The organism is Flavobacterium amnicola (assembly GCF_004122165.1).
In the GTDB taxonomy this organism is placed as follows: domain Bacteria; phylum Bacteroidota; class Bacteroidia; order Flavobacteriales; family Flavobacteriaceae; genus Flavobacterium; species Flavobacterium amnicola.
In genome coordinates this window covers 747510-771077 of the sequence record NZ_SBKO01000001.1, presented here as the reverse complement: position 1 = coordinate 771077, position 23568 = coordinate 747510, and the positions used below count along the sequence as shown (strand labels likewise).

The 23568-nt window shown below is 37.3% G+C and carries 24 protein-coding genes; 13 read left to right on the top strand and 11 right to left on the bottom strand.

Annotated features, from left to right (window positions below):
- Positions 1 to 56 precede the first annotated feature (56 nt).
- Positions 57 to 416: a winged helix-turn-helix transcriptional regulator gene (locus tag EQG63_RS03450; RefSeq protein WP_235827803.1), complete on the top strand. Its 360-nt coding sequence runs from the start codon at positions 57 to 59 to the stop codon at positions 414 to 416.
- A gap of 49 nt (positions 417 to 465) precedes the next feature.
- On the opposite strand, the gene EQG63_RS03445 is transcribed toward EQG63_RS03450, so the two are convergent.
- Both EQG63_RS03445 and leuS read right to left on the bottom strand, forming a co-directional pair.
- Complete coding sequence (locus EQG63_RS03445; RefSeq protein ID WP_129435266.1) at positions 466 to 1149, bottom strand: zinc metallopeptidase; 684 nt, start codon at positions 1147 to 1149, stop codon at positions 466 to 468.
- A gap of 167 nt (positions 1150 to 1316) precedes the next feature.
- The gene (leuS, locus tag EQG63_RS03440) at positions 1317 to 4151 is read right to left on the bottom strand and encodes a leucine--tRNA ligase (RefSeq protein WP_129434457.1); all 2835 of its coding nucleotides are present in this window, start codon (positions 4149 to 4151) and stop codon (positions 1317 to 1319) included.
- 197 nt (positions 4152 to 4348) lie between these two features.
- Between leuS and EQG63_RS03435 the strand changes: the two genes are divergently transcribed.
- From EQG63_RS03435 to truB, 4 genes are all read left to right on the top strand, one after another.
- Positions 4349 to 5224, top strand: a complete 876-nt coding sequence (locus tag EQG63_RS03435) for a cell division protein FtsX (RefSeq protein WP_129434455.1) — start codon at positions 4349 to 4351, stop codon at positions 5222 to 5224.
- Between the two features lie 46 nt (positions 5225 to 5270).
- Positions 5271 to 5507: a DUF3098 domain-containing protein gene (locus tag EQG63_RS03430; RefSeq protein ID WP_129434453.1), complete on the top strand. Its 237-nt coding sequence runs from the start codon at positions 5271 to 5273 to the stop codon at positions 5505 to 5507.
- A gap of 116 nt (positions 5508 to 5623) precedes the next feature.
- Positions 5624 to 6433 (top strand): undecaprenyl-diphosphate phosphatase, encoded by an 810-nt coding sequence (locus tag EQG63_RS03425; protein WP_129434452.1) that lies wholly within the window; start codon positions 5624 to 5626, stop codon positions 6431 to 6433.
- 6 nt (positions 6434 to 6439) lie between these two features.
- Complete coding sequence (gene truB / locus EQG63_RS03420) at positions 6440 to 7144, top strand: tRNA pseudouridine(55) synthase TruB (RefSeq protein ID WP_129434450.1); 705 nt, start codon at positions 6440 to 6442, stop codon at positions 7142 to 7144.
- Positions 7145 to 7146: 2 nt separating this feature from the next.
- Here the strand turns inward: truB and EQG63_RS03415 are convergent, their stop codons facing one another.
- The gene (locus tag EQG63_RS03415; RefSeq protein WP_129434448.1) at positions 7147 to 7770 is read right to left on the bottom strand and encodes a thioredoxin family protein; all 624 of its coding nucleotides are present in this window, start codon (positions 7768 to 7770) and stop codon (positions 7147 to 7149) included.
- Positions 7771 to 7839: 69 nt separating this feature from the next.
- Between EQG63_RS03415 and EQG63_RS03410 the strand changes: the two genes are divergently transcribed.
- Complete coding sequence (locus EQG63_RS03410) at positions 7840 to 8397, top strand: DNA-3-methyladenine glycosylase I (protein WP_129434446.1); 558 nt, start codon at positions 7840 to 7842, stop codon at positions 8395 to 8397.
- A 46-nt stretch (positions 8398 to 8443) separates the two neighbouring features.
- Here EQG63_RS03410 and EQG63_RS03405 read toward each other — a convergent pair whose 3' ends face one another.
- Positions 8444 to 9793, bottom strand: a complete 1350-nt coding sequence (locus EQG63_RS03405) for a LamG-like jellyroll fold domain-containing protein (protein WP_129434443.1) — start codon at positions 9791 to 9793, stop codon at positions 8444 to 8446.
- Between the two features lie 184 nt (positions 9794 to 9977).
- Here EQG63_RS03405 and EQG63_RS03400 point away from each other — a divergent pair, with 184 nt between their 5' ends.
- Complete coding sequence (locus tag EQG63_RS03400) at positions 9978 to 10202, top strand: VF530 family protein (protein ID WP_129434441.1); 225 nt, start codon at positions 9978 to 9980, stop codon at positions 10200 to 10202.
- Here EQG63_RS03400 and aat read toward each other — a convergent pair.
- The 3 genes from aat to EQG63_RS03385 all read right to left on the bottom strand — a co-directional run bounded on the left by aat (position 10199) and on the right by EQG63_RS03385 (position 12192).
- Positions 10199 to 10837, bottom strand: a complete 639-nt coding sequence (gene aat / locus EQG63_RS03395) for a leucyl/phenylalanyl-tRNA--protein transferase (RefSeq protein WP_129434439.1) — start codon at positions 10835 to 10837, stop codon at positions 10199 to 10201. The genes EQG63_RS03400 and aat overlap by 4 nt on opposite strands.
- Before the next feature lie 90 nt (positions 10838 to 10927).
- Positions 10928 to 11305, bottom strand: coding sequence for a DUF3127 domain-containing protein (locus EQG63_RS03390; protein WP_129434437.1), 378 nt, complete (start codon positions 11303 to 11305; stop codon positions 10928 to 10930).
- 14 nt (positions 11306 to 11319) lie between these two features.
- Positions 11320 to 12192: a flavin reductase family protein gene (locus EQG63_RS03385; RefSeq protein ID WP_129434435.1), complete on the bottom strand. Its 873-nt coding sequence runs from the start codon at positions 12190 to 12192 to the stop codon at positions 11320 to 11322.
- A 148-nt stretch (positions 12193 to 12340) separates the two neighbouring features.
- Here EQG63_RS03385 and EQG63_RS03380 point away from each other — a divergent pair, with 148 nt between their 5' ends.
- From EQG63_RS03380 to EQG63_RS03355, 6 genes are read left to right on the top strand one after another with little or no spacing between them, the layout of a single operon-like run.
- Positions 12341 to 13492, top strand: coding sequence for a sensor histidine kinase (locus EQG63_RS03380; protein ID WP_129434433.1), 1152 nt, complete (start codon positions 12341 to 12343; stop codon positions 13490 to 13492).
- Entirely contained in the window at positions 13483 to 14595 is a 1113-nt protein-coding gene (locus EQG63_RS03375; protein WP_129434431.1) for an NAD(P)/FAD-dependent oxidoreductase, read from the top strand. The genes EQG63_RS03380 and EQG63_RS03375 overlap by 10 nt, the downstream gene beginning before the upstream one ends.
- Positions 14596 to 15330, top strand: a complete 735-nt coding sequence (gene mtgA, locus EQG63_RS03370) for a monofunctional biosynthetic peptidoglycan transglycosylase (RefSeq protein WP_129434429.1) — start codon at positions 14596 to 14598, stop codon at positions 15328 to 15330.
- A gap of 58 nt (positions 15331 to 15388) precedes the next feature.
- Positions 15389 to 16243: a DUF4349 domain-containing protein gene (locus EQG63_RS03365; protein ID WP_129434427.1), complete on the top strand. Its 855-nt coding sequence runs from the start codon at positions 15389 to 15391 to the stop codon at positions 16241 to 16243.
- Between the two features lie 5 nt (positions 16244 to 16248).
- Entirely contained in the window at positions 16249 to 17886 is a 1638-nt protein-coding gene (locus tag EQG63_RS03360) for a S41 family peptidase (protein ID WP_129434425.1), read from the top strand.
- Entirely contained in the window at positions 17886 to 18695 is an 810-nt protein-coding gene (locus EQG63_RS03355) for an OmpA family protein (RefSeq protein ID WP_129434423.1), read from the top strand. The genes EQG63_RS03360 and EQG63_RS03355 overlap by 1 nt, the downstream gene beginning before the upstream one ends.
- On the opposite strand, the gene EQG63_RS03350 is transcribed toward EQG63_RS03355, so the two are convergent.
- The 4 genes from EQG63_RS03350 to EQG63_RS03335 form a co-directional block, all read right to left on the bottom strand.
- Positions 18692 to 19138 (bottom strand): GNAT family N-acetyltransferase, encoded by a 447-nt coding sequence (locus EQG63_RS03350; RefSeq protein ID WP_129434421.1) that lies wholly within the window; start codon positions 19136 to 19138, stop codon positions 18692 to 18694. The two genes, EQG63_RS03355 and EQG63_RS03350, sit on opposite strands and share 4 nt — an antisense overlap.
- Positions 19139 to 19195: 57 nt before the next feature.
- Positions 19196 to 21250: a LysM peptidoglycan-binding domain-containing protein gene (locus EQG63_RS03345; RefSeq protein ID WP_129434419.1), complete on the bottom strand. Its 2055-nt coding sequence runs from the start codon at positions 21248 to 21250 to the stop codon at positions 19196 to 19198.
- Positions 21251 to 21350: 100 nt separating this feature from the next.
- A complete protein-coding gene (locus tag EQG63_RS03340) occupies positions 21351 to 22541 on the bottom strand; it encodes a phosphoglycerate kinase (RefSeq protein WP_129434417.1) in 1191 nt (396 codons plus the stop codon).
- Positions 22542 to 22564: 23 nt separating this feature from the next.
- The gene (locus EQG63_RS03335) at positions 22565 to 23551 is read right to left on the bottom strand and encodes a PorP/SprF family type IX secretion system membrane protein (RefSeq protein ID WP_164974449.1); all 987 of its coding nucleotides are present in this window, start codon (positions 23549 to 23551) and stop codon (positions 22565 to 22567) included.
- Between the last annotated feature and the right edge of the window lie 17 nt (positions 23552 to 23568).

Below are 23568 nucleotides of genomic sequence, written 5' to 3'. Positions count from 1 at the left end.
ATGTTTTGACAAAGGTATTTTTATACTTACTTTTGTACAAGTACCTACCAAAAAGTATGCTGAAAATGATTAAAGAAGCCTCAACCAATAATGAAAACCGCAAAGCCATAAGTGCTGTTTGTCCGGTTAGTTTTGCCTTGGAAAAAGTCGGCGGACGTTGGAAACCGCTCATTCTATGGAATTTAAGAAATGGTAAATTGCGTTATAGCGAACTTAAAAAAGCCATTCCCCCGATAACCGAAAAAATGCTAATTCAGCATTTGAAACAACTTGAAGCCGATAATTTAGTGTCGCGAACCGTTGTTGAAGTGATGCCGCCACACGTTGATTATAATCTTACCCGTTCGGGTGTTGAACTGCTACCCGCTCTAGCCGCTTTGGCGGATTGGGGTGTTCGCAACAGCAATAGCCTATAAAAAAATCCGCTTTTGTGAAGCGGATTTTCATTTTTATAAGTTGTTTGGTCTATCGTCTGTTCATATAAATAGAAACATAATACAATAGAGTTGCAATAGATCCGATTGCAGCTACCACATACGTTCTTGCTGCCCATTTTAAAGCATCTTCCGCTCCGGCATATTCGGCTTGATTGACCATGTTTTTATTTTTCAACCAAGCTAAAGCCCTATTACTAGCGTCATATTCGACTGGTAAAGTTATGATCGAAAATATGGTAGTTGCCGCAAAAACTACAATTCCGACTAGCAATAAACTTGGAAATACTTTAATCAGTAAGATTCCAGCAATTAAAATCCATTGCACCAAACTAGAAGCCACTTGAACTACCGGTACTAATTTAGAACGCATTTCTAACCACTCGTATCCCACGGCATGTTGCACGGCGTGTCCGCATTCGTGTGCGGCTACGGCAGCAGCAGCGGCATTACGTTGATTGTAAACGCCCTCCGATAAATTAACTGTTTTATTCGCAGGATTGTAATGATCTGTTAACATACCTGGAGTAGAAATTACTTTTACATCTCTAATTCCATTATCGGCCAACATTTTTTCGGCAATTTCGGCGCCCGACATCCCGTTTTGCAATTGTAATTTAGAATAATGCTCAAACTTGCTTTTCAGTCTTGAACTAACCAACCAGCTTACCAGCATAATTCCTCCTGCTAATAGCATATAACCTGAACTAAACATCATATCTTTTGTTTTTAAATTGTGAGTTAAATTTACTCAATTACTATCAAATTACAAGCCAAAGTACAAAAATGTCATTTTGGCATTCTTGGAAGCACAAAAAAACCCGAATACTTTTTAGTAATCGGGTTTTCTATCGACTCCTCTCGAAGTAACATCGTTATACACTACCCTACCAAGTTGATAATTTTCCCTGGAACGATAATCACTTTATTTGGCGTTCTGCCTTGCAATTGGGCTTGTGTTCTTTCATCGGCCATTACGATGGCTTCAATTTGAGCCGCCGTTAAATCTAAGGGCAACTTAATCGTGAAACGCATTTTTCCGTTGAACGAAACAGGATATTCTTTCTCCGATTCTATCAAATACTTTTCTTCAAATTTCGGGAAAGCTACAGTAGAAATCGAACCTTCGTGACCTAAACCACTCCATAATTCTTCCGCAATATGAGGTGCATACGGCGAAACCAAAAGTGCTAAAGGCTCTAAAATCGCTCTGTGATTGCATTTTAATTGTTGCAATTCATTCACGCAAATCATAAATTGAGAAACCGAAGTGTTGAATGAGAAATTCTCGATGTCTTCCGTTACTTTTTTGATGGTTTTATGTAGTGATTTGTACATCTCGGCCGTTGGCTCCGCCTCCGTAACTATCAGTCCGTTATCATCAAAATACAAACGCCATAATTTTTTCAAGAAACCAGAAACACCGGTAATACCCGCCGTATTCCAAGGTTTCGCTTGCTCTAAAGGTCCTAAGAACATTTCGTACAAACGCAACGTATCGGCGCCATATTCATTACAAATATCATCGGGATTGACTACGTTGTATTTCGATTTCGACATTTTTTCGACTTCACGACCAACGATGTATTTACCATCTTCTAATACAAATTCAGCATTTGCATAATCAGAATATAAAGGATGTGCTTTGAATTTTTCAATGTCTAATTCGTTGGTGATGTCATTGATTACAGCTAAATCGACGTGGATTGGATGTACATTTTTATCTTTGATTAATCCTTTCGAGTATAATGTTTTTGAATCTTCACTTCTATAAACAAAAGCACTCATTCCCAAAATCATTCCCTGATTGATCAGTTTTTTGAACGGTTCTTCCGTTGGGGCGAAACCTCTATCTTTTAAGAACTTGTTCCAAAAACGAGAGTATAATAAATGGCCCGTGGCGTGTTCACTTCCACCAATATATAAATCGACATTTTCCCAATATTTTAAGGCTGATTCACTTGCAAAATCTTCTGCATTGTGCGCATCCATATAACGCATCCAATACCAAGAAGAACCTGCCCAACCCGGCATGGTGTTTAATTCTAAGGCGAAAACTTTGGTGTTGTCAATTAAATCATTGTTAACTACTGTATTGTTTTCAGTATCCCAAGCCCAAAACGTTGCGTTTCCTAATGGCGGTTGTCCGTCTTCAGTGGGTAAGTATTTCTCCACTTCTGGCAACACAATTGGCAAGTGTTTTTTGTCAATCATTTGTGGTAAACCCTTCACATAATACAGTGGGAACGGTTCTCCCCAATAGCGTTGGCGAGAGAAAACGGCATCACGTAAACGGTAATTGACTTTGGCATTTCCGGCGCCGATTTTTTCTAATTCCTCGATGATTTTCTTCGTCCCCGATTTGTAATCCAATCCGTTTAAGAAATCAGAGTTGACCAATTCGAAACCACTTTTTTCTCCGAAAGCCGCTTCCGAAATATCTCGATTGAAAATGTTTTTAATGGCTGGCATTCCGTTGGTTCCGTTGAAGAAATTCGCGAATGCATAATCGCGTTCATCCCCACATGGAACTGCCATCACCGCACCCGTTCCGTAACCGGCTAATACGTAATCGCCAATCCAAACCGGAATGGCTTCTTTGGTAAAAGGATGCTCGGCATAGGCACCAGTGAAAACTCCTGAAATCGTTTTTACATCGGCCATTCTTTCACGCTCACTACGTTTGGCTGTTGCTTCCACATAGGCTTCCACCGCTGCTTTTTGTTCTGGAGTGGTAATTTGTGCCACCAATTCGTGTTCGGGCGCTAAGGTCATAAACGTTACCCCGAAAATGGTATCAGGTCGCGTGGTGAACACATCAATCTTTGCCTCGTGATTATTCACGTTGAAAGACACCATCGCACCCACCGATTTTCCGATCCAATTGCGTTGTGATTCTTTGATCGATTCACTCCAATCAATAGTTTCTAAACCTTGTAACAAACGTTCCGCATAGGCAGAAATGCGCATGCTCCATTGGGTCATTTTTTTACGAATCACGGGATGTCCCCCACGTTCTGAAACGCCGTTTACAATTTCGTCATTCGCTAAAACCGTACCCAAAGCCGGACACCAGTTGACTTCGGTTTCCGCTAAATAGGTTAATCGGTATTGTAATAATATTTTTTGTTGTTGATCGGATGAAAAAGCGTTCCATTCAGCCGCTGAAAAAACAGCAATATTGTCATCGCAAACTGCTTTTACATTGGCATTTCCTTCTGCCGCGAAAATCGCAACCAAAGTTGAAATATCTTCCGCTTTATCTGAAGAAATATTATACCAAGAATTGAATAATTGAATGAAAATCCATTGGGTATGTTTGTAATAATCGGGATTAGAAGTACGCACTTCACGACTCCAATCGAATGAAAAACCGATTTTATCTAATTGTTCACGGTATCGTGCAATGTTTTCACGAGTGGTTTTTTCAGGATGTTGACCCGTTTGAATGGCATATTGCTCCGCAGGTAAACCAAACGAATCGTAGCCTTGTGGGTGCAACACATTAAAACCTTGATGTCTTTTGTATCGTGCCACAATATCGGAAGCAATGTAACCTAGTGGATGCCCAACGTGCAATCCCGCTCCCGAAGGATACGGAAACATGTCTAGCACATAATATTTTGGTTTGTCGGAGGTATTACTTGCAGCAAAAGTTTGATTTTCTGCCCAATATTGTTGCCATTTGGCTTCGATTTTTTCGTGGAAATATTTCATTTTAAGTTTAAAGTTTACTGTTTACAGCTTACAGCACATTCGTAAAAGTTAAAAACTAATAACCGTGAACTGTCAACTGTTAACACAAAAATCAGGTGCAAATTTACATTTATTATAAGAAACACGAAACTTTGGGCGTTATTAACTTTAAATAAAGAAATTCTTTGTTATTTTTACCGCAAATAAATTGTTATAGTATGAGTTCATCTTTTGATAAGTTTCAAAAACGTCGATTAATTACCTCTTATTTTTCTGTAGTTTTAAGTGTAGGCTTGGTGCTTTTTATGCTTGGTTTACTGGCATTATTTATAGTGAATGCACAAAAATTATCGAATGATTTTAAAGAAGGGATCACTATGACTGTCTTTTTTAAAGACGATGCAAAAGATACTACTTTGACCAAATATGGCAACATGCTTAAAGAAGCCAAATTTGCCAAAGACTATGTGTTTGTTTCGAAAGAACAAGCCGCAAAAGATCATGAAAAAACATTAGGGGAAAATTTTACAGAGTTTTTGGGATCCAATCCGTTGAAAAACTCTTACGATATCCATTTGAGAGCCGCTTATGTACAAAGCGATAGCGTTGCTAGAATTGAAAGAGAACTTAGAGAAAACCCATTGGTTGCTGATATTTTTTACGACAAACAATTGGTGAAAATGGTGAATGAAAATGTAAAAAAAGCCAGTATGTGGATTTTAATCATCAGTGGTTTTTTAACCATTATTGCGGTATTATTAATCAACAGTTCGCTTCGTTTATCTATTTATGCCAATCGTTTTATCATCAAAACCATGCAAATGGTGGGTGCTACTAAAGGGTTTATTAGAAAACCATTCATTTGGCGTAGTGTAAAATTAGGAATGATTGGTGGCGGAGTCGCGATTGTTGCGTTACTTGGATTATTATTTTATATCGACAATAGTTGGCCAACTTTAGGTGTTTTTTCTGATGTGGTATCGGTAATTATCATTTTAATTGGGGTTTTCGGATTGGGGATTTTAATCACTTGGTTAAGTACGCATTTCGCAACCCAACGTTTCTTGAATTTAAGAACAGACGATTTATATTAATCAAATTAGAAGGAACAACCGATTGCTTCGTTCCTCGCAATGACTTATGGAAGAAAACAAACAAGGCTTTCTTTTTGGGAAAGCAAACTATAAATTTTTACTCATCGGATTAGGCGTTATTGCATTAGGATTTATCCTAATGGCGGGCGGTGGAAGCGATGACCCAAAAGTATTTAACGAAGCTATTTTTAGTTTTAGAAGAATTCGATTAGCGCCGACTGTAGTCTTAATTGGTTTCGGAATTACGATTTATTCTATTTTAAAAAATCCAAAGAAACACTAGTTAGACGCTTTAGATTTTTAGACATCTTAGACAGATTATAACCCAAAATCTAATCCTAAGATAGTCTGAAAACGAGCAATCTAAGTTGTCTGATTTTCTAATAATCTAACCCTCAAATGGATTTACTACAAGCAATACTTATCGCCATTGTTGAAGGAATAACGGAATATTTACCCGTTTCTTCAACCGCTCACATGATCTTTACCAGTTCCTATTTCGGAATACAAGAAGACGATTTTGTAAAACTGTTTCAAGTTTCCATACAATTTGGGGCGATTCTAGCGGTGGTAGCATTGTATTGGCGTAAGTTTTTCAATTTTTCCAAATTGAATTTCTTTATCAAACTTGCGGCGGCTGTACTGCCCGCTCTGGTTTTAGGAAAATTATTCGACGATAAAATTGAAGCCGTGCTAGGCAATCCTATTCCGATTGCGATTGTGCTTATAGTGGGTGGAATTGTACTGTTATTCATCGACCAACAATTTCAAAATCCAACCATTGTAAAAGAAGAAGATATTACCATCAAAAAAGCGGTAACTATAGGTTTTTGGCAGTGTTTGGCCATGATGCCAGGTACCAGTAGAAGTGCTGCTTCCATCATTGGTGGTATGCAACAAGGACTAAGCCGTCATGCGGCAGCGGAGTTTTCTTTCTTTTTAGCCGTTCCGACCATGTTGGCGGTGACCTGTTATTCGGTGTTTTTAAAGACCTACGAACACAGTCAGATGAAAGGTTACGAACTAATTTTACAATCGAACGACACGATAAAAATGTTTGTCATTGGCAATATTGTGGCTTTTGTTGTGGCCGTTTTAGCCATTAAATTCTTTATTGGAATCATCAAACAGTACGGTTTTAAACCTTGGGGTTGGTACCGAATTGTGGCTGGAACGATACTTTTACTTTATTTTTCATATTTAAAATAATCCGATTTGTATACTGCAGAAGATATTTTAGCGGGACAAGTGCTATTGATTGACAAACCGTTAACTTGGAGTTCGTTTCAAGCCGTAAATAAATTAAAATACACCTTAAAAAATCGATTAGGGCTTCCTAAAAAGTTTAAAATTGGGCATGCCGGCACCTTAGACCCGTTGGCCACAGGTTTATTGATTGTGTGTACGGGAAAATTCACCAAAAGTATTACTGAAATTCAGGCGCAAACCAAAGAATATACCGGAACAATTCATTTGGGAGCGACGACTCCTTCTTATGATTTGGAAACCGAAATCGACGCTACTTTTCCAACAGCACACATTACCGAAACTTTGATTCATGAGACAGTCAAACAATTTTTAGGTGAAATTGACCAAAAACCACCAGTGTTTTCGGCGATCAAAAAAGACGGAAAGCGTTTGTACGAACACGCTCGCGCTGGTTCAGCAGTTGAAATTGCGTCACGAAAAACCACGATTTACGAATTTGAAATTACCCGAATTGCCTTACCCGAAATCGATTTTAGAGTCAGTTGTAGTAAAGGCACTTATATCCGTTCGTTGGCGTATGATTTTGGATTGGCCTTGCAATCCGGAGGACATTTAACAGCATTACGCCGAACCAAAATTGGGGATTATTCGGTAGAAAACGGAATTACTCCGGAAGCCTTTGACAAGTTGATCCCGAAACAAGAAAAATAATGCTATATTTTTTGATGAGCCAATTCTTCTAGATGCACCATCAAATTCGTTAGTTCTTTCATGGTACTTAATCCTTTATCATGCAAATACCACATTTGCAATTCTGTTTTGGCGGTTTCATCTACCACGCCATATTGCTTTTTATAACTTTGGATGAGGTGGGTAGCTCCTTCGGGTCTAGGTCCCCAGCTTGCTTTTAAATCATTATGTTCTTGGTCCAAAATAATTAGTTTCGGAACGGAACGACTACCATTGGTCAAAAAACAATTCATCAGTCCGTTATTTTCATCTCTAAAAACAAAACGCAATTCAATCTTATCGGTCACCGATGCCATTTTAAATAAAATGGGATTTATTTGCGCTGCATCACCACACCAGCCTTCCGTTAGTACCAACCAAGTATACGATTTATTCAAATATTTTAATTGTTTAATGACCTCATCTGGAACTTCCAATGTTTTTTCCAAACGATTCATACGGGTTTGATTGAGTTTGCTATAATTTAATAAATCCTCCGATTGTTCGTTTCCAGAAGATTTCCCTTGTGTTAATAAATCAGAAACTATTTTTCTATATTCGAGATACGAGTGGCTGTTTAAAAGTCCTTGTGCGATTTCTGTTTTCATTGTTGCAACTTTTATTTGTGTAAATTTACAACTAATTCAAAAATCAATAGGTAACAAAAATCACAAAGAATGGAAAAAAAACGTTGTGCTTGGTGCGAAAAAGACGATTTATACCGCAATTATCACGATAACGAATGGGGAAATCCCGTTTATGATGACGAAACTATTTTTGAATTTTTAGTTTTGGAAACTTTTCAAGCGGGATTGAGTTGGTATACTATTTTAGCCAAACGCGAAAATTTTAGAAAAGCCTTCGACAACTTTGATTATACAAAAATAGCGGGGTATAGCGATGCTAAAATTGAAAAATTGAAAGAGGATGCCGGAATCATCCGAAACGGCTTAAAAATCAAAGCCACGGTAACCAATGCGCAAGCTTTTATAAAAGTCCAAGAAGAATTTGGTACTTTCTCCCAATACATTTGGGACTTTGTGGGTGGAAAACCTATTGATAATCATCCGAAGTCATTAAAAGAAGTGCAAGCCACCACCGAAATATCCGACAAACTGAGTAAAGATTTGAAAAAACGCGGCTTCAAATTTGTGGGTTCTACTGTAGTTTATGCCCACATGCAAGCCACTGGCATGGTGAATGATCACGTGGAAGATTGCTGGAAGAGAAACTAAAAAAGGAGGTCAAATTTGACCTCCTTTTTTAATAATTTTGTAATAATTACTCTTTTATCAATCGTATTGTTTTTACATTTCCATTAGTGGTAACCGCTCGTAAAATATAAACACCTTTCGAGTAGTGGCTAAAATCTATTGAATTTGCTCCCACGGTTAAATTAGAACTATAAATCGATTGACCAAGTACATCAAAAATTTCCACCTTCAATGTTTCGTTAAAATTCAATGTAAAACTATTCTTTGAAGGGTTAGGATAAACCAATAACTCATTGGAAGTGAAATTATCAGTACTTAATGCAGCACATTCCTCAGAAGAAAAAGTACTACTTGCATTCGTATCAGTATAAACCCAGCCGTCACAAGGCCCAAAAGAAAGATTGGCAGCATTAGTCGCATAAATACCTGGATCATAATTGTCAACATCTTCACAGGAAGTGAACATCCAAAAACAACCTACTTGTTTTAAAACCCATTTAGTATTATCCCATACTATTTCATAGGATTCCGGTAAAGTACAGCTAGATTCAGCAGTAAAAAAACTACAATCTAAGTCATTATCTGTAGCATAACGAGGTCTACCGTTTACTTCGCCTGTGTAATAATATTTGCCTGCATAACTTCCCGTTACAGTAATAGGTGGATGTGCTGGTGGCGTACTACAACCCGCACCTGGAACAAAAGAAAAATTTCCAGAAGCGCTAGCATACTTATATGTTGAGTTTACCGCTCTATTGAGAATTACTCCATTATTGGATCCGTCAAAATTCATATCCAATTCCAATCCCTGTTCCGTATTGCTTACACAACTTGTATAATTATCAAAGATCTCTGTACTGGTTCTTAAATCGTTCCAGATGCGTAAGTTATCAAATTTACAATTATTTGTGGTACTAAATGAACCAAGATTAATTCTCGTATAATTAGAATTATCTTGAAATTCAATAGGCTGTGTGAAAACAGAATCCAATACTTGAATACCATTAACATACATTTTTATATTTTTAGTAGCGGTATTGTTCACCACAAATGTAACGTGATACCATTGTCCAACAGTGAAAGAAGGAGTCCCGCCAATGGTCTCGAAAGTAGTACCATCACCCAATTTTAAAACCGATACTCCTGAAGCATCAACATAAAATTCAATCGGTTTTGCAACTGTAGTAACACCAGGCGCGCACAGGAATCTAGCGTTACCATTACTAGCCGCATTCAAATAAAAATCATACTCAAAGGTAAACGTAGTAATATTGAGTGGAAATGGTGGATAACCATTCAACCCAGAGATCGTAAAAATCGAACTAGTCGATAGATTAATCGCATTATTTTGCGCTTGAGAGCCAAAAACAGTAAAGAAAAAGATGAAGAAAAGACTGTAAAAATAATGTTGCTTCATAGATTAAGATTTGTATTCGGATGTAAAAATAAGAAATTTTATAAAAAGTGGTTTTCTATTATAAATCCAATTACTAACTTATGATTCCTTTAGAGAAATTCTAAATAATATTAAGAAGATAACCTAACAAAAGCAGAATTAGAAAAATTACCCGTAATTTTGAAATATTTAAAATAACGTATATATGCCTGTAAAAAACGATCCACTTCACGGTATTACCTTAAAGACTATTGTAGAGCAATTAGTGGACTTTTATGGATTTGATACTTTGGCAGAATTGATAAACATTAAATGTTTTAAAGATAAACCATCGGTAAAGTCAAGTTTGACCTTTTTACGTAAAACCGATTGGGCTCGAAAAAAAGTGGAAGAATTGTACGTAAGAACCTTGCCTAAGTTAAAAAATTAGTGCTTCTTCAAAATATCAATAAAATCTTCCCTAGGAATTTCTCGACATCCCAAACTCGCCAAGTGATCGTTGTACATTTGGCAATCTAACAATTGGTATTTATTCTTTTTTAAATAGGCAACTAGAGCAATAAAGGCCACTTTGGAAGCATTACTCATCAACGAAAACATGCTTTCACCACAAAACACATGATCCATATCTACACCATACAAACCACCTACCAATTTATGTTCGAACCAAACCTCAACCGACATAGCGCGTCCTATTTCGTGTAAAAAAGTATAGGTATCGAGCATTTCATCGGTAATCCAGGTGCCATGTTGCCCTTCCCGTTTGATTTGTTGGCAATGTTGCATGACGCCTCTAAAGTCTTTATTAAAAGTCACTTCATAAATGCCTTTATTGATTACATTCCGCATGCTTTTAGAGGGTTTGAATTCATCCGGAAACAGCACCATTCTATCAGCCGGACACCACCACATAATAGGATCATTATCATCAAACCAAGGAAAAATGCCATTTTTATACGCCAAAAGCAATCGCTCGGGAGACAAATCACCCCCAATAGCCAAGATGCCTTCTTTGGAGGTTTGTTCTACTGGTGGAAAGTACAATTCTTTGGTAATGAAATACATCGGTAATAGCAATTTTCAATTTCAATAAAAAATGTCATACTTCGACAAGCTCAGTATGACATTCAAATATCTTAAATCTATATTCTGAAATTAGAACGGTAAATCATCATGCTCTTCTTCATTAAAACTTGGTGCTGGTTCGAATGCTTGAGCAGCTGGCATAGCTGGCATTGGCTGCCCAGCTGGTGCTTCTTGCTGTAAACGCTCAATTCTCCATCCTTGAATGGTATTGAAATATTTGGTTTCCCCTTGTGGGTTAACCCACTCGCGACCTCTTAAATTAATTGATACTTTTACTTGCTCACCTGGTTGGAAATTATTCAAATCATCCACTTTTGCTTGCGTAAATTCTATCATTATCGTTTGTGGATATTGCTCTTCAGTTGTAACCACTAACTCTCTTTTCTTGAATGATGCACTAACCTCTTGTGTTGGGTTAATCACTTTAATTCTTCCTGTAACTTCCATTGCTCTTAAATTTATTATTTTGCTAACAACACTTTCCATGCCGAAAGTATGTCTTGTTTTTCTAGGTATTCTTTGGCTAACTGATTGACTTTATGTCGGTCATCAGCACTTAAAACTGCTTTAATTGTAAAATTTTCTTGGACAAATATAGCAATTTCTTCTTCAGTTGGCAAGGCTTCAATATTTCCTAACATTCCCAAATCATTGCCAGTAAAAAATCCGTTTTCTTTGATAAAATTCGGAATCGCATCAACTCCAATTCCTAAAGTTACCAATGGTTTTGGCACTTCAAACAATCCCATATTGGAACGCGAATACCAATTGCCACCCAAACGAGAAACCAAGTCAATTTTATGTTGGTCGATAACGCCATTTTCATCCAATACCGCTTCATTCACATGCACACGAACGACTTCACAAATGATTAAGTTCCCGGCACCACCTTCGGTTCCTAAGTGAATCACTTCATTGACTTTACATTCAAATTGTACGGGCGATTCAGCTACACGAGCTGGTTTTACAATATCAGAAGCAACGGCTGTTAATCCTGATTTTTCAAATTCGTTTACGCCTTCTGCATATTCGGTACTTGATAATGACATTTGTTGCACGATATCATAATTCACCACATTAATTACCACTTCTTTTGTGGCCATGGCGTTTTCTAAAGTGTGTTTGGTCGAATTCCCGCGTACTCTTCGCGCAGGAGAAAAAACCAAAATAGGTGGATTGGCACTAAACACGTTAAAAAAACTAAAGGGCGACAAATTAGGGCGGCCTTCAGCATCAACCGTACTCGCAAAAGCGATTGGTCTTGGGGCGATTGCACCTTGCAAATAACCTTGTAATTGGGGAGTGGGTATGTCTTTTGGTGAAAAACTTTTCATTTCGTTTACTATATTTTCATTTGTATTCGATGGAACTGGCTTCGCTTTGTTTCATCCTAAATTGATTTGGAACAAAAATAAGAAAAGAACAAAGAAAATAGAGCAAAGAAAATAGACTTTTACTATATTTATCCACTCAAGTAACTATATGATTTTTTCAAACCGTAGTAACGCCATGCGTTGGATATTAGTAGGGCTTTCATTCCTGATCATTGTGTTGATTTTGTGGAATACCTATTCGTTTTTCCAGATTTTCAAAGACGAAGAACGCAACAAAATGGAATTATGGGCGACCGCACAAAAGTCGCTACACAATGCTTCCGACAATACCGATGTTGATTTACCCCTTCAAATAATTACCAATAATACGACCATTCCGAATATTTTAACCAACGAAAAAGACAGTATTCTAGGAAGTAGTAACATTGAAGAGGAAATTATTAACGACCCGAAACAATCGAAAATCCTACTGGAACAATTCAAAAAAGCCAATAACCGAATCACCATTCGAATTGACGAGAATAGTTTTCAGTATTTGTATTATGCCAATTCGCCTTTATTGAGCAAATTAAAATATTACCCAATTGCCTTACTTCTGATTATTTTTCTTTTTGGCGCTTTGGTCTATAATTACTACAAAACCAATAAAATTTCAGGACAAAACAAACTTTGGGCGGGAATGGCTAAGGAAACCGCTCATCAAATCGGCACACCTTTATCCTCGCTAATTGGTTGGGTTGAAATCATGAAAGCCGATAATGTAGACGAAACTACCGTCACCGAAATTGAAAAAGACATCAATCGCTTACTCAATATCACTGATCGTTTTTCCAAAATTGGATCGGAACCTGTTTTAGAAGAAAAAGATATTATTGCCGAAACCCATGCTGCTTTCGAATACCTACAATCTCGATTTTCAGGTCAGGTAGCATTTGATTTTCAAGCACCCGAAAAATCACTAAAAGTCAACATCAATCCGATTTTACACAGTTGGACCATTGAAAATTTGGTCAAAAATTCGATTGACGCCATGCGTGGTCGTGGTGCAATCAAAATCGTAATGGAAGAAGAAGGACTATTCATCAAAATTAAAATTTCGGATACTGGAAAAGGAATTGCCAAAAACCAATTTAAAAAAGTATTCGAACCGGGTTTTACCACCAAAAAACGCGGTTGGGGATTGGGACTTTCATTGACCAAGAGAATTGTTGAAGAATATCATAAAGGAAAAATTAAAGTGGCACATTCGGAACTAAACAAAGGAACCACTTTTCAAATTAGTTATAGAAAATGCAGTTAAGTTATTGGGAAATAAAAAATTGGTTTACCAATGTCGATTATACGATTGTTGGTAGTGGAATTGTGGGTTTGCATACCGCTTTGCGTTTGCGCGAACGTTTTCCGGAAAGTAAAATCCTGATCCTTGAAAAAGGAATGTTACCCGAAGGCGCTAGTACCAAAAATGCCGGTTTTGCTTGCTTTGGTAGTCTGTCGGAAATTATAGACGACCTAAAATCACATTCTGAAGAAGAAGTAATGCAACTGGTTCAAAAACGTTGGAACGGTTTGCAATTACTGCGTAAAAATTTAGGGGATGCGGTAATCGACTTAAAACCTCATGGCGGTTACGAATTGTTTTTAGAAAGCGACGACACGACCTATACGGAATGTTTACAAAAACTGCCGTTCATCAATGAATTGCTACGACCTTTATTTCGAAGTGATGTATTTGAAAAGAATGTCGATCGTTTTGGCTTTCAGAACATCAAAGAATATACGATTTTCAATCCGTTTGAAGCGCAAATCGATACGGGAAACATGATGCAAGCGTTGTTGAAAAAAGCCTATGAAAACGGCATTTCAATATTGAACAACCAAACTGTTACAAATTTCACTGATACTGGAAATGCAGTTGAAATGGAAATCAACGACTACACCTTCACCACCAAAAATTTACTTTTTGCCACCAACGGATTTGCCGGTGCACTCACACAGGGTGAAGTAAAACCCGCTCGTGCACAAGTTTTAATTACTGAGCCTATTCCGAATTTAGACATTAAGGGAACCTTTCATCTTGACAAAGGCTATTACTACTTCAGAAATATTAATGATCGTATTTTATTTGGTGGCGGTCGTAATTTAGACTTTGAAGGGGAAACCACCACTTCGTTACAACAAACCGAATTGATTCAGCATAAATTGGAAGAATTACTAAAAACTGTAATTTTGCCGCAAACTGATTTCAAAGTGGCGCACCGTTGGAGTGGCATTATGGGTGTTGGTGCCCATAAAAGTCCCATCGTGAAATCCTTGTCGAACAACGTGTATTGTGGTGTTCGCATGGGCGGAATGGGAGTGGCCATTGGCAGTTTAATTGGACAAGAATTAGCAGATTTAATATAAATGGCAGCAAAAAAACCAACTTCTACTCGAAGTAGTAAAAAAGAAAACACCAGTTTTGGAAGTAAAGTCAAACGCTTTTTATGGAAAGCTTTCCTTTGGTTTAATATTGTTTCGATTGCTTTAGTGTTGCTTTTCAAGTTTGTGCCGGTGCCTTTTACCCCATTAATGGCTGTGAGAGCATTGGAACATAATTCGGATGGAAAAGACATGGTATGCAGCCACGATTGGGTTCCTATAAGTGAAATTTCGATGAATCTTCAAAAAGCGGTAATTGCTAGTGAAGACGGGATGTTTCTTAAACACAATGGCTTCGATTTTAGTGCCATGAACAAAGCCTTTAGTGGGAATTTAAAAGGTAAAAAACTCAAAGGAGGAAGTACCATTTCGCAACAAACCGCCAAAAATGTATTCTTATGGCAAGGTCGTAGTTATTTCAGAAAAGCGTTAGAAGCCTATTATACCGTTTTAATCGAACTGATTTGGGGTAAAAAACGCATTATGGAAGTCTATCTCAATAGCATCGAAATGGGCGATGGTGTCTATGGTGCAGAAGCTGCCAGCAAACACTGGTTTCATAAAAGCGCCAATAACTTAACCAAATACGAAGCCGCATCGATAGCAGCCATATTACCTAGTCCGCGAAAATACAAAGCCATTAATTCTTCCGGTTATGTTGAACGTCGCAAAAACAAAACCCTTCGCGTGATGCGTCATGTTGGGAAGTTAGAATATTAACTTTGGTTCCATTTTTGCTACAGCATTTATTACGTCTAATCTTATAAATGTTGTAGTTATGAAAAAGTTATGCCTTTTACTGTCGCTTTTTGTATTCTTTGCTTGTAAAGATCAAGTTGCGAGTGCTGATGAAGCGATAATAGTTTCGGAAGTAGCAGCACCCTCTCCGAATAAAAGTTATGATAAAAAAGAAGTTGCAGCTGATATGGAAATTCCTGCGGGTGAAGAAGTAGCTTCAGCTCCTACTCCGATTTCTATTGAAACCAAAATCATTAAAAATGCCAATTTACGATTTGAAGCAGAGGACATCAATCAGTCGTTTGCCAGCATTCAAAAGTCGGTAAAAAAATATAAGGCCACAATTTCGAACGATGCTTCGGGGAAAGACTACAATTCCAGCTATAGAAATCTTACCATTCGCATTCCGAATCAGTACTTTGATACTTTTATTTCAGAAATCAGTCAAGGGGTAAAACATTTCGATACCAAAGAAATTTCGCAACAAGATGTCACCGAAGAATACGTAGATGTGGAATCACGCATGAAAGCCAAAAAGAAACTGGAAGAGCGCTATTTGCAACTGTTAAGCAAAGCCAATAAAGTTTCGGAAATGCTGGAAATTGAAAAACAACTCGCCGAAATTAGAGAAGAAATTGAAGCCAAAGAAGGCCGATTGAAATACCTACAAAATCGTGTGGACTTGAGTACCATCAGCATCGAAATGTACACGTCTAATCCTTCGGAAAGTGGTGCTACGGTTTCCTACGGTGGTAAAATTTGGAATTCCATCAAATCGGGTTTCAACGAATTGTCAAATTTTGTGTTAAGTTTGATTAGTATTTGGCCACTTATCCTTATTTTCGTTTTAGGTTTCTTCTTTATTAGAAGACGATTTGTAAAGAAAAAAGAATAATACCTATGTTCCAATCCATAAAAAAAAGATATATACTTCCTGTTGTTGCTGGTGGATTTTTATTTGTTGGGGTGAGTTTTCAAGACGATTTTTTTGAAATAGCCAAGCAAATAGAAATTTTTACCACGCTATTCAAAACCGTCAATATGAATTATGTGGATCAGACCAATCCCGCGAATTTGATGGACAAAGCCATTAAAAGTATGCTGGCCGATTTGGATCCATACACCAACTATTTTAACGAAGGCGATGTAGCGCGTTTTAAAATTAATAGTACAGGCGAATACACTGGTATTGGCGCTATGATTAGCCGAAAAGAAGGGAAAACGTATATTCGCGAACCCTATAAAGGCTATGCAGCCGACAAAGCCGGTTTAAAAGCAGGCGATGAATTGGTACAAATCAACGATGTTATTTTAGCCGAGTTTAAAGAAGATGCTTCCCAGTTATTAAAAGGGAGTAAAAACACCAAATTGGACGTCAAATACAGAAGAAATGGCGAATTAAAATCGACTCAAATTATTCTGGATGAGGTCGATTTGAAGGCTGTTCCTTTTTACGGCATGACCGATGCTAAAACGGGCTATATCGTATTGTCGCAATTCAATGCGAAAGCTTCTTCTGAAACCAAGGAAGCCTTGTTAAAATTAAAAGATCAAGGCGCAACCCAAATTATTTTGGACTTACGCGGCAATCCTGGAGGTTTACTTCATGAAGCGGTGAACATTTGTAATTTATTTGTACCGGCTAATGAAATCATTGTAACAACCAAATCGAAAATTCAAAAACACAACAACAGCTATAAAACCACCAAACAACCTATCGATTTAGACATTCCTTTGGCCATTTTAGTCGATGGCAAAAGTGCTTCTGCCAGTGAAATTGTTTCGGGCGCGTTGCAAGATTTAGATCGCGCCGTGGTGATTGGTAGCCGAAGTTTTGGAAAAGGCTTGGTACAACGCCCGCTCGATTTAACTTATGGCACGCAATTAAAAGTGACCATTTCCAGATATTATACGCCTTCAGGAAGATGTATTCAGGCGCTAGATTATTCTAAAAAAGATGCGAATGGTAAAGCAGTAAAAACCGATGCCAAAAATTACAATTCATTTAAAACCAAAAAAGGAAGAACGGTGTATGATGGCGGTGGAATTCAACCGGATATTGAAATGGCGGAAACCAAGACCAGTACGATTGCCGATGCCTTGACTCGAAATGATGCCATTTTTAATTACGCCACACAGTATGTGACTAAAAACCCGAATCTAGGGGATAAAATTCCAACGATGACCGATGCTGATTTTGAAGATTTCAAATCCTTTTTGAAATCGCAAAAATTCTCATTCGACACCAAAACGGAGTTAGCTCTGAAAGAAGTATTGGAACAAGCTAAAAAAGAAAGCATTGACAGCTCCATCAAATTGCAGTATGACGCTTTGTTTGCTTCGCTTAAAAAAGCAGAAGACATTGAATTGGACAAAAATAAAACGGAAATTCTAGACTTATTAAAAGACGAAATCATCAAACGTTTTCAGTACAAAGAAGGCTTGTATTTGTATTATACTAAAAACAATTCGGAAATAAAAAGAGCCACACAATTGCTTAACAATTCGGCAGAATACAATAAAATTTTAATGAAATAATGCGTTTTTTACTACTTATCTTATTTTTTTCGTTGCATTTGAACGCTCAAGACGATGTAGTTCATTCAGTGTATTTTGAATTTGACAAATACAATCTAGAAGAAAAACAAGCCAACGAGACGGTGAAGTTTATTAAATCGATTGATTCAACTCGAATTGAATCGGTACAAATTTTTGGCTATTGTGACGATCGAGGTAAAGATGCTTACAATTTTAAATTGTCGAACAATCGAGCCAATACCATTAAAAACAAATTAATCGGCAACGGTATTACCAATAAAATCATCATTTCTATTGAAGGGAAAGGTCGCGTAATGATTGACGACGATGTATTGGAAAACATTCCCGAAATCCGTTCTAAAAACCGTCGTGTCGATGTGGTGTTAAACCTAAAACCTTTACCTAAAATAGAACTTCCTGGTGTTTTTAAGAACTTCAAAAAAAATATGATTGTTGGCGATCGTATTTATTTGGAGAATTTACTTTTTGAGCGCGGTAGTGGGAAACTAAGCGTGGCCTCTAAAAACGAATTGGATAAAGTAGCCAAAGAATTACAGAAATACAAAAACCTTCAGTTTGAAATTCAAGGACATGTATGTTGCACGCCACCCAACCAGAAGGAAGCTATCGATAGAGGCACCCGAAAGCGAGAATTATCTGTCAACCGAGCCAAATCGGTATATAATTATTTGGTGTTGAAAAAAATTGATAAAGCCAGAATGTCGTATAAAGGTTATGGGAACTCCAAATCCTTAGGAAGAGAACCGCAATATGACCGAAGAGTTGAAATTGTGATTACGAAGAATTAACTTTTTTTCATCTCAATATGCGGAATATCATCTTCTAAATACATTTCGGACGTTTGGATAAAACCGTGACTCTCGTAAAATTTCTTCAAATACAATTGGGCAGAAATTGTAATCTCAGTTGTATTGAATGCAGTTTCAACCGCTTCAATGGCCGTTTGCATTAATTCGTGACCTAATTTCTTATCACGGTGTTTGGGTGAAACAATCACTCGGCCGATAGACGTTTCCTCAAAATAATCTCCAGCTCCAAACAATCGACAATACGCCGCCAAATCACCTTCATAATAACCTAAAACGTGAATTGCTTTTTGATCTTTACCATCAACATCCTGATAAACGCAATTTTGCTCCACCACAAACACTTCTGAACGCACTTGTAGTATTTCGTATAATTCTTGAGTAGAAAGTTCGTTAAATCGCTTTATTTTGAATTGTAGCTGCATGGGTAAAGTTTTGAACAAAATTAAAATAAAAAAGGGACTCTTTCGAATCCCTTTGGTTTATATTTTCAACTTCATCCCTGGTTGGAGGTCGTTTTCTTTGATATTATTTTTCTTTTTCAGCTCGGTAACGGTTGTTTGATGCTTCTGCGAAATTTTAAACAACGAATCGCCTTTTTGTACGATGTATAATTTTTGTTCTTCGTATTTGCTGTTTTTCTTCTTCGGCGCTTCCACAATTACTTCCGCCACTTTTTCAATCTTTAGCTTATCGCCTACATTGATGTTGGTCGTGGTCATGTTGTTCCAGTTCATGATATCGTTTACGCTTACTTTGTTCAGCTTAGCGATTTGAAAGATATTTTGCCCTTTTTCCACCACATGAAACGTTGCTTCCGCTTCCGTAGTTGCTACCACTGCTTCTTTTACTTCAGGAACTATTTCGGTTGATGGTTTTAGTTTTAATTTATCCCCTACTTTAATCGCTCCGTCTTTAAGATTGTTGTATTTCTTAATATCGGCCACATACATTTTATGCATTTTGGCAATGGTAGTTAAGGTTTGTCCTTGTTCTACGACATGTTCTGCAACCGCACTATTTTTCTCAACCGTTGGTTCTTTTTTGATTTTGCTTTCCGTTTTAGCAACTTCAGCAATCGCTATCTCTTGTGTTGACGTTACCAATTCTGTTTTAGGCTTTTTTATCTTTTCCGTAACGACAATTTTATCGTCGTACATGATTTTCAATTTGGCGCCTAATTTTACATTATTGCTTTTTAAACGGTTCCATTTTTTTACATCGGTAACCGCTACATCGTATTTGCTAGCAATTTCTCCTAAATTATCGCCACGTTTTACCGTATGGTATTTCGTTTTCGTAACTTCTTTGGTCACTTTTCTAGTTTCCACAATTGCTTCTTCCACCACTGTTTCTGTGCCTAGCGTATCTTTCACCACTTTTACTTTTGGCTTCGGTCCAAATTGCTTTTCACGTTGACTTTCTTGATAATCAACATAAGCATAAACTTTACTTTCGTTAGAAGCTAATACTGCAATCTTTTTCTTAGGCAAGCAAATGAAGTTGGTTTTTCCAGTGACATACGGAACCACTTTCATTTTGTACGACGGATTCAAAAACTCGATATCATTTTCAGAAACATCCAAAAGATTCGACAATTGTTTGAAGGTGATTTTTCTTTTCAAACCAATCGTATCGGTTTCAAAATGATTCACTACTGCTTTTTGAGGCACAATTCCGTGTTCTTTATGATATTCGAAAATATACATGGTCGCTAAAAATGCCGGAACATAACCCGCTGTTTCTCTCGGTAATTTATTCTTGATATTCCAGAAATTTTGATGACCACCAGAACGACGAATCGCTTTGGAAACATTTCCAGCTCCTGAGTTATAAGAAGCTAACACCAATTCCCAGTCGCCAAATATTTTGTACATGCCTTCCATATAACGTGCCGCAGCATCGGAAGCTTTGAAAGTATCTTTACGCTCATCGACATACGAATCAATTTTTAGTCCGTATTGTTTTCCCGTTTCATACATAAACTGCCACAAACCAGTAGCACCTACACGAGAAACTGCACTAGAACGCAAAGCCGATTCTACAATGGCTAAGTATTTGATTTCTAAAGGTACGTTGTAACGTGCCAATGCTTCTTCAAACATTGGGAAATAGTACTGTGACAATCCCATTAAACGCTCGTACGAACGTTTACGGTTTTTAAGGAAATTCTTAACAAGGTTTTCCAACTGCTGATTGTATTCAATATTAAAGGGTGATTTCTCATCCATCAATCGAAGCCTTTCTTTGAAAACATCGGTTGGCAGATCATAATCGACCGGAACATTTAAATCTAAATTTTTAATGTCGGAAACCAATCCGTCAAAAATATCTTGCGTATTGGAAAGTTCTTTTATATGCTGGTTGTCAATACAATCGGAGGTTTCATCCACGACGAATGTATTTTTTAAAGAGTCTAAAAAGGATAACTTAAGAACTGGTTTAAGTATAGAATCTTGGGAAACGCTATCTTGAGCAAAAGTTACACATGTAGGTATGAGCAGCAATAGGGTTAGGGCAATGTTTTTTCTAATCATAGGCTGTATTTTGTAAATAGTTGATAATTAACCATTTATATTAATATGCAAACTTAAAGTCTTAAAACGAAAATCAACAATAAATATTGTTAAAATTGCTTTAATTGTTTAAAATAGCAGAAATTCCTGGTAAAATTTTCCCTTCAAGCATTTCCAACATAGCACCACCACCCGTAGAAACGTAGCTCATTTTAGGTTCAAAACCGAATTGTTTTACTGCCGCCACACTATCTCCTCCACCCACGAGTGAAAAAGCACCGTTTTGAGTGGCTTCGGCAATAAATTCCCCTAATTGAATGGTTCCATTGGCGAAGGCATCCATTTCGAAAACACCTAAAGGACCATTCCAAAGGATAGTTTTAGATTGTAGAATTACTGCTTTAGTAGCTTCAAGAGATTTTGGTCCTGCATCAAGACCTTGCCAACCATCGGGAATGGCATTCACATTGACCACTTGAGTTTGTGCGTCATTGGCAAAAGCATTTGCGGCAATCACATCCACTGGAAGGTGAATTTGGACATTTTTGGCTTTCGCTTTTGCTAAAATATCCAATGCCATATCCAATTTATCATCTTCGCAAAGCGAATTTCCAATTTGACCCCCTAATGCTTTAATGAAGGTGAAGGTCATTCCACCACCAATAATCATGTGGTCAATTTTATCTAAGATATTTTCAATAACCGTAATTTTTGAGGAAACTTTACTTCCACCCAAAACCGCAGTTACCGGTTTTTCGCTGTTTTTAAGCACTTTATTTAAGCTTTCGATCTCTTTTGCCAACAATGTACCAAAACATTTATTTTCTGGAAAAAATTGCGCGATAATCGTCGTAGAAGCGTGTGCTCTGTGTGCAGTACCGAACGCATCGTTAACATACACATCTCCCAAAGAAGCCAATTGCTTTGCAAAAGCAACATCACCAGCCTCTTCTTCTTTATAAAAACGTAAGTTTTCTAATAATAATACTTCTCCAGATTTTAAATGAGCCGCAGCATTTTCAGCTACTTGCCCAATACAATCGGAAGCAAAAGTAACAGGCATTCCCAAAACTTCCGAAACCTTATCTACAATATGGCGTAATGAAAATTCATCTTGAATCCCTTTAGGTCTTCCTAAATGCGACATTAAAATGACACTTCCACCGTGTGCTAATATGTAATCTATAGTTGGTTTGGCAGCTTCAATTCGGGTAGCATCGGTTACTTTAAAGTTTTCGTCTAAGGGAACATTAAAATCTACACGAATTACTGCTTTTTTAGTATTAAAATTGATATCGTTAACCGTTTTCATTTTGGCATTTATTTTTTTATTTATTAATCGTCAGAAACTGCTGTTTGTGTACATGGACAGTTACTCAATCCTTGGAAGAAATCCCAACCCAACGTAATCATGTGTGTACCTGAGTTGTAAGCCGATAATTCATTTAAAGTGACCTGATACGAATATCCAAGATAAAACCCTCCTTTTTTAAGTCCTAACATTGGACCAACAGTAAGTGGCTTCATCGGTTGATCGTTAAGAAAACGATACGTGGCTCCCAACCAAAAATAACCGGTACGTTGTTGGTCTAAGTAACGAAGTTTGACATTGATATCAGTACTCGAACGACCATCACTTTCGAAATATTGAAAATAAGCCGAAGGTTCCACTTCTGTTCTACTGTCGCGATTACCTCTGAACAAATAACCCGTATAGAACTGATAGTTTCTCAACAAACTCGGTTCTGGAGCGCTGACAAACTTTTTAATGTCCTTTCCAAGCAAGTTACTCGCATTGACAGCTGCATAGAATTTTCCTCTACGATATAAGAAACCAACATCAAAGTTATTATTGGCCGTAAACCTATCATTGATAACAAACGGGTTATATACATTAAACTTATCGGTTTCTATTCTGAAATTATTCAGGTTATAGGACATACCAAAGGATAAGTATTGTTTCGACACGTAATCTAAAATGATATGGTGTGCAAAGGTAAGCTTACCTCCTGTTTGACGCGTATAACCGTTTTTATCGTTGTAAAGTGAAATACCCACTCCAGATTGATCTAATACTCTTAAATCAGCATAAACCGCCTGATTTTGAGGTGAATCATCGATGCCCACCCATTGTGAAAAACCATTGACACGAATTCGCGCGTTGTCTCCAATACCCGCGAATACCGGTGACATTACAAAAGGATTGTCTGCCAAGTACTGTGTTGCTACTGGCACGTTAAACTCTTGAGCATTGTTATTATTACAAGATAATACTACAATTGCTACGATGAATTTTTGAATATTGTTAAAATTAAATCTCATTGCTCTGAATTGCTAAA

Bases quoted from the DNA above. Each gene is read 5' to 3' on its own strand.
- EQG63_RS03400 (WP_129434441.1), top strand. From the start codon at position 9,978: ATGCCTGTAAAAAACGATCCACTTCACGGTATTACCTTAAAGACTATT.
- EQG63_RS03435 (WP_129434455.1), top strand. From the start codon at position 4,349: ATGAGTTCATCTTTTGATAAGTTTCAAAAACGTCGATTAATTACCTCT.
- EQG63_RS03410 (WP_129434446.1), top strand. From the start codon at position 7,840: ATGGAAAAAAAACGTTGTGCTTGGTGCGAAAAAGACGATTTATACCGC.
- EQG63_RS03340 (WP_129434417.1), bottom strand. From the start codon at position 22,541: ATGAAAACGGTTAACGATATCAATTTTAATACTAAAAAAGCAGTAATT.
- mtgA (WP_129434429.1), top strand. From the start codon at position 14,596: ATGGCAGCAAAAAAACCAACTTCTACTCGAAGTAGTAAAAAAGAAAAC.
- EQG63_RS03450 (WP_235827803.1), top strand. From the start codon at position 57: ATGCTGAAAATGATTAAAGAAGCCTCAACCAATAATGAAAACCGCAAA.
- EQG63_RS03430 (WP_129434453.1), top strand. From the start codon at position 5,271: ATGGAAGAAAACAAACAAGGCTTTCTTTTTGGGAAAGCAAACTATAAA.
- EQG63_RS03415 (WP_129434448.1), bottom strand. From the start codon at position 7,770: ATGAAAACAGAAATCGCACAAGGACTTTTAAACAGCCACTCGTATCTC.
- EQG63_RS03375 (WP_129434431.1), top strand. From the start codon at position 13,483: ATGCAGTTAAGTTATTGGGAAATAAAAAATTGGTTTACCAATGTCGAT.
- EQG63_RS03385 (WP_129434435.1), bottom strand. From the start codon at position 12,192: ATGAAAAGTTTTTCACCAAAAGACATACCCACTCCCCAATTACAAGGT.
- EQG63_RS03350 (WP_129434421.1), bottom strand. From the start codon at position 19,138: ATGCAGCTACAATTCAAAATAAAGCGATTTAACGAACTTTCTACTCAA.
- EQG63_RS03345 (WP_129434419.1), bottom strand. From the start codon at position 21,250: ATGATTAGAAAAAACATTGCCCTAACCCTATTGCTGCTCATACCTACA.
- leuS (WP_129434457.1), bottom strand. From the start codon at position 4,151: ATGAAATATTTCCACGAAAAAATCGAAGCCAAATGGCAACAATATTGG.
- EQG63_RS03445 (WP_129435266.1), bottom strand. From the start codon at position 1,149: ATGTTTAGTTCAGGTTATATGCTATTAGCAGGAGGAATTATGCTGGTA.
- aat (WP_129434439.1), bottom strand. From the start codon at position 10,837: ATGTATTTCATTACCAAAGAATTGTACTTTCCACCAGTAGAACAAACC.
- EQG63_RS03355 (WP_129434423.1), top strand. From the start codon at position 17,886: ATGCGTTTTTTACTACTTATCTTATTTTTTTCGTTGCATTTGAACGCT.
- EQG63_RS03425 (WP_129434452.1), top strand. From the start codon at position 5,624: ATGGATTTACTACAAGCAATACTTATCGCCATTGTTGAAGGAATAACG.
- EQG63_RS03380 (WP_129434433.1), top strand. From the start codon at position 12,341: ATGATTTTTTCAAACCGTAGTAACGCCATGCGTTGGATATTAGTAGGG.
- EQG63_RS03365 (WP_129434427.1), top strand. From the start codon at position 15,389: ATGAAAAAGTTATGCCTTTTACTGTCGCTTTTTGTATTCTTTGCTTGT.
- EQG63_RS03390 (WP_129434437.1), bottom strand. From the start codon at position 11,305: ATGGAAGTTACAGGAAGAATTAAAGTGATTAACCCAACACAAGAGGTT.
- EQG63_RS03405 (WP_129434443.1), bottom strand. From the start codon at position 9,793: ATGAAGCAACATTATTTTTACAGTCTTTTCTTCATCTTTTTCTTTACT.
- EQG63_RS03360 (WP_129434425.1), top strand. From the start codon at position 16,249: ATGTTCCAATCCATAAAAAAAAGATATATACTTCCTGTTGTTGCTGGT.
- EQG63_RS03335 (WP_164974449.1), bottom strand. From the start codon at position 23,551: ATGAGATTTAATTTTAACAATATTCAAAAATTCATCGTAGCAATTGTA.